At 58.5% G+C, this 4,110-nt stretch carries 4 protein-coding genes; all 4 read left to right on the plus strand.

All coding sequences use genetic code 11. The annotated features are described in order from the left end of the window. A partial coding sequence (gene cas3, locus E1297_RS03865; RefSeq protein ID WP_209015630.1) for a CRISPR-associated helicase Cas3' occupies positions 1-1,530 on the plus strand: 1,530 nt, incomplete at its 5' end. A gap of 29 nt (positions 1,531-1,559) precedes the next feature. Then, on the plus strand, positions 1,560-1,994 hold the full coding sequence (locus tag E1297_RS49690) for a hypothetical protein (protein WP_209015631.1): 435 nt from the start codon (positions 1,560-1,562) through the stop codon (positions 1,992-1,994). Between the two features lie 89 nt (positions 1,995-2,083). Then, positions 2,084-3,553: a type I-E CRISPR-associated protein Cse1/CasA gene (gene casA, locus E1297_RS03870; RefSeq protein ID WP_155134137.1), complete on the plus strand. Its 1,470-nt coding sequence runs from the start codon at positions 2,084-2,086 to the stop codon at positions 3,551-3,553. Further along, positions 3,550-4,041, plus strand: a complete 492-nt coding sequence (casB, locus tag E1297_RS03875; protein WP_155134140.1) for a type I-E CRISPR-associated protein Cse2/CasB — start codon at positions 3,550-3,552, stop codon at positions 4,039-4,041. The genes casA and casB overlap by 4 nt, the downstream gene beginning before the upstream one ends. The last annotated feature ends 69 nt before the right edge of the window (positions 4,042-4,110 follow it).

The following is a 4,110-nucleotide window of genomic DNA, read 5'->3' on the forward strand; positions in this document are numbered from 1 at the left end:
CGCGGCCCGCATCGAAAAACCTTCACCAAGCAGGTCGAGAGCTTGTCATGGTGGCTGTCCGGATTGTGCACGGCCGCCGATTGGATCGGCTCAAATTTGCGCTGGTTTCAACCAGAGCCAGCGGATATCGGAATTGCCGAATATCTGGAACAATCCCGCAAAAAGGCTGCGGTTGCCGTGGAAGAGGCAGGCCTTACGGGGCGCCTCACAAAAGACACGCGCCTGTTCGACTTCGCGCTCCGCCCGATGCAGGCAGCCTGCGCGGATGTGCCGCTCACCGAGGGGCCGATGCTTGCCGTCATAGAAGATGAAACGGGGGCGGGGAAAACGGAAGCCGCGCTTTTGTTGGCCCAACGCATGCTTTTGGCTGGCAAGGGGCAAGGGATCTTCTTTGCCTTGCCGACTATGGCGACTGCAGATTCCATGTTCCGGCGGACCTCAAGAGTTGTCGGCAACCTGTTCGAAAAAGGGGCAACTCTGACGCTGGCGCATGGTCGTGCAGGGCTTTCCGTTGACTTTCGGGACATAATTGCCTCGAAAGCGGCCAGCGAAGACGACGTGACATGTTCCGATTGGCTCGCGGAGGGCCGCCGTCGAGCGCTTTTGGCGAATGTCGGTGTAGGCACCATTGACCAGGCGCTCTTGTCTGTTCTGCCGGTGAAGTTCCAAACACTTCGCCATTATGGTTTGTCCTCCAAGATCCTGATTGTGGATGAAGTCCATGAACTGGGCGAACCATACTTAGGTGCCGAACTGGAAGCACTCTTGAAGATGCACCGGGATGCTGGAGGATCGGCAATCCTGCTGACCGCGACGTTGCCCATGAAGCAACGGGCAAGGCTCTTATCCGTTTATAACGGTGCATCGAAGAGCAGTGCCTATCCTGCCCTGACGGTCGCCGCCGGTTCGGCGGTCACGGATTTGCCGTGGGAGACCGGCCCCAAAGGGGCTGTGAAGGTCGAACGGATTGCGCAGTTTGAGGACGCGGTCGATTTAATAGCGGAGCAGTCCGGCAAGGGCGCTGCCTGCGTCTGGGTACGCAACGCGGTGGACGATGCAATTGCAGCTGTTACAGCACTCCGGCAAAAAGGCATTGAGGCGCGGGTTCTGCACGCGCGATTTGCACTGAGCGACCGCAAGCGTGTTGAGGCTGAGATCCACAATCGTGTCGGCAAGAACGGGAGGAACAGAACAGGCTTCGTCTTGGTCGGCACCCAGGTCCTGGAATCGTCACTCGATTTCGATTTCGATGTCATGGTGTCAGACCTTGCTCCAATGGCAGCCCTGGTACAGCGGGCTGGGCGGCTGTGGCGGCATATGGATTTGCGGCCTGCCACGTCCCGTCCGGTAGAAGCGCCCGTGTTGCATGTGCTGTCTCCCGACCCGTCCGGGGGCAGGACGAACGTTGGTTGCAGGCTGCGCTGGATCGCGGAGCCTATGTTTATCCAGTCGCCGATCAGTGGCGGACCGCGCAGGTTCTGTTTGACGTTGGGCAGATCGAGGCGCCTTCCGGGCTCAGGGCGCTCATAGAGGCCGTCCACGGAGATGATGCGATCCCGGTGCCAAAGGGTCTTGAGGCCGCGGAACTCAAGGCCGAAGGCAGGAATGCCGGCGCGCGCGGCCACGCGGCACACAACATCGTCGATCTTGGTGCAGGCTATCGCATGGGCGGGCAAGCCAATAACGATGCCGACTACCCGACGCGCCTTGGTGAGGAGCAGCGCGTTCTGGTGCTGGCGCGCCTGGAAGACGGGGCCGTGCAGCCCTGGGCAGATGGTGACGCCGATTTATGGGCCTTGTCTGAAGTCTCAGCGCGCCGCAAGCGGCTGGATACGCTGCCATTGCCCGATCAATCAGCCCCGGCGGTGCAGGCTGCGACCCGTGATTGGCCGGAGTGGAAGCAGAAAGCTTACCGACTTTGTGTGGTTGGGAGCGATGGCGCCATTTGTGATGACCTGCGGTATGATGAGGAATGCGGTTTGAATTTTGGATGAAGAAATCCGGCTCATATTTTGGCGGCCGGTGTTTTATGTATACTCCTAGTTGATTCGTTTATTCATTTGCTATCAGTCGGGTATTTTCCATGGCACTCAATCTGATTGATGACCCCTGGATCCCTGTCGTGTGCGTCGACGGTGAGCGGCGGGTAATTGCCCCCTGGCAAATTGCAGAGGCCGGTGTGTTGCGGCCCGATTGGCCACGCCCTGATCTGAATATTGCCTGCTATGAAATGCTGATCGGGCTGATTTTCATGGCGGATCCGCCCTCGAGCAACGGGGACTGGCAGCGGCGGAGCCGCCGGCCAGAACCCGAGCAATTGAAGGACAAGCTGGCGCCGTTCGCCCCAGCGTTTAACCTGCTCGGCGACGGGCCGCGCTTCCTGCAGGATCTGGATTCGCTAGCCGATGCTTCAGACGACCCAATCGAAATGCTGTTTCTTGACAGTGGAGGAGAAGGGGGAAATGTCGTTGCAAAGACAGGGCGATATCCTGCCTTGACACTGCCTATGGCTGCCATGGCGCTGTACCTTCTTCAATCCCAAGCCCCGCAAGGTGGGCGGGGTCGTCGAACATCACTCCGTGGTGGGGGGCCTCTAATTACTCTAATTGACCCTCAAGAGGACCTGTGGTCGTTTGTGTGGGCAAATGTTCCCTGCGGAGTTGCCGCCACAGTAGAAGAACTTCCATGGATGCGGGTCGAAAAAAAATCGGCTAATCCGCTTCCAAATGAAGTCTTTCCGCCCACCGCCAAAAATTTCAATTGTGAAGTATTCTTTAGTGTTCCTAGGCGAATAAGACTTTTGTGTAATGGAACTCAAACATTGATTACAAAGGTAAGGCAGCGCCCGTACGGAAAGGCCTACTCAAAATGGAAGCATCCGTGCACACCTTATAACCGCAAAGACGCTACTGAAGAATGGCGCCCCTTACTAGGTTCCCGCGCATTGAGTTTCAGTTACCGGCACTGGTTAGGTGTGGTTGCAGCTGCAAGAAACACAAATATTGCTGAAAGAGCACTGTGCGTGCGCAATTGGACAGAGCGCGCTGGCGCAGCAACATTACTTGTATCAGGTTGGGCAATGAAGAGCGCGAAAGCACGTGACTTCGTGCTGTTTATGCAACCGTTGGTGAACCTGTCGAATGAGGCCGAAGATGTACTGGCCGGTCTTGTGCTTGCCGCGGATGTTGCCGCTGTTGCCCTGCGCGGGGCGCTAGCACCGGTGCTGGCGGCCGGTGAAGCCCGTGAGCTCGAACGTGAAGCCTTCTTTGCCGCTACCGAGGACCGGTTTATCGCGCACATAAAAGCGCTGGAAGAGGGTGAGGATCCGCGATCTGCCTGGCTAGCGGATCTGCGCTCGCAGGCTCTCAACCAGTTTGATGCGCTCGCAATTCCAGAGCTTGATCAACGCGATAGCGGCAAAATCGAACAGATCGTCAAGGCGCGCAAGACCTTGACCTCCGCCTTTGCGGGCTACGGCAAACAGGGCCGCGAGATCTTTCAGGAGTTGGGGATGGAGATACCGGTTGCTCGGAACGCAAGGGGGGCGTCATGAGTGAAAAACCAAAATCGGCCGGGGCGGCCGCCCTTGGCTGGTGGCATTCGAACTTGCATGCCGAAGATAGCGGATCTGCGCGCGCGCTTGCGGCAAGGCTTCGCCGGGGGGGGCCTGTTGCCGTTTTGTCAGAGCCCGCAGTTCAGGAGCTGGCCAAGCAACTGGCGTTGGGTCCTGAACGTGCAGCGGATCTTGTCCGGCTGGTGCGCCTGCTGGCGGAAATACGCGAGAACCAGGGCACCAGGCTGGCCGAGCGGCTCGGCGGATCAGACCCGGTCCTGTCCCGTCTGCGATTTCAAAAGCTCATGCGGGCTGAAGGCGACGAGTTGGCCACTCTCTTGCGCCGCGCAATCGTGATGGCCGGCCGGCGTTGCAATGTCGCGGCGCTTGCAAGCGATCTTCTGGACTGGGAGGCCGCCCGCACACGTTGGTGTTTTCAGTATTTCAGCGCGGATGCGCCCGAGGACAATCAGAAAGAGAGCGTATAATGACCACGTTCCTGCAATTTCACCTGCTCACCACCTATGGCCCTGACCTGCCCCCGATAAATCGGACCA

Source organism: Roseibium sp. RKSG952 (genome assembly GCF_009711355.1).

Bases quoted from the DNA above. Each gene is read 5' to 3' on its own strand.
- casA (WP_155134137.1), top strand. From the start codon at position 2,084: ATGGCACTCAATCTGATTGATGACCCCTGGATCCCTGTCGTGTGCGTC.
- casB (WP_155134140.1), top strand. From the start codon at position 3,550: ATGAGTGAAAAACCAAAATCGGCCGGGGCGGCCGCCCTTGGCTGGTGG.